The 1,339-nt window shown below is 51.2% G+C and carries 1 pseudogene; it reads right to left on the reverse strand.

What is annotated here, in order from left to right:
- Positions 1-1,081 (reverse strand): annotated as a pseudogene (locus tag ACVW0B_RS14320) (RNA-guided endonuclease InsQ/TnpB family protein); the annotation flags it as partial.
- Between the last annotated feature and the right edge of the window lie 258 nt (positions 1,082-1,339).

Raw genomic sequence — 1,339 nt, forward strand, 5'->3', positions numbered from 1 at the left:
CTGTCTTGAATCGCTTTCGGTACTCTTTGACCACACCGAGAGCAGTTTTGACTGCTGCCGTTGGGATTCACTGCAATCGCCCTCAGCCCAGCTCTTTCAGCCTTGACTGCCAGCATTTGCAGAAATTGTCCCCACCCAGCATCATAGGTAGATTTTGCTAGTCGGGTTCTAGCAGCACCTTTGATATTCAGGGCTTCGTACCCAATATGCTTGCCCTTGCTTACCAGCCAGTTCGCTGTTTTGTCATGAAAATCTTTGCGCTGAGATAGTGGTTAGTGGATAGTCACTATTCACTATCCACTGGTCACTATCCACTAGTCACTAGCCATAGGCGGTTTGACCCTTTCTTCTTGCGAGACACTGCCCGCTGCAGTCTCTTTAACCGCTTTTGGGCTCTGCGGTAATACTGGGGAACTGGAACAGACTCCCCCGCGTCGGTCACCAAAAAGGAGTCCAGCCCCACGTCGATCCCCATCGTGTTCTCCAGTGTTGGCAGGTCAGGGGTAAATACGGGGACAGATGAATCTTGCAGGCTCAAGGTCACATACCACCCGTCTGCCTTGCGGCTGATGGTAGCAGTCTTGATGACAAAACCGTCAGGCAAAGGACGGTGCTGAATTATCCGAACAGCACCGATTTTGGGCAGATGGATAAACTGCCCGCAAATGCAGTCCTGTTTCATCGGGGGGAAACTGAAGGAGCGATACCGCCCAACTCCCTTGAATCTGGGTTTCCCTGCCCGCTTGCCGTTACCGTCCCCCTTCAGCCAGCGGTCGAATGCTTTGTGCACTCGCTCTATGCAGTTTTGCAGGACTTGCGAATGGATGGCTCTGTACTGCGGAAACAGGGCTTTCGTCTTCACCAAGTCCCGTTTTTGGGAGTAGAAATCGGGCTTGTCTTTCAGCTGGGGCAAATGACAGACTAGGGGACAAGCATTGATGTCACAGCGATTGTGTTCCCACCACGCAAAGCGCTCTGCCAAGCGATAGTTGTACTGCTTGCGTAACAAGTCTAGCCATTGGTCCATCAGAGCAACTTGGCTAGAAGTAAGGCGTAAGCGATACTGGTAAGCAGTTCTCATGATGAGGGTATAGAATCCTGCTACGCCGGTCATAGCACCAGTAAGGACGAAGCATCGTGTCCTCGCCTTTTATCCCGACCCTTACCCTGGATAGTGGTGAGTGGATAGTGACCAGCCACTAGTCACTAGTCACTAACGGAGGGCGGGGCTTCCCGGCGGTCTAGCTAGGTCGTGTTGATCTTATGTTAGGATAGAGAGAATAGTTTATAGAGGAAAGAGGATGAAGTTGGTTTTTTTAGATGAAAACAAATGGCAGAA

It is taken from the genome of Thermostichus sp. MS-CIW-23, from assembly GCF_054059455.1.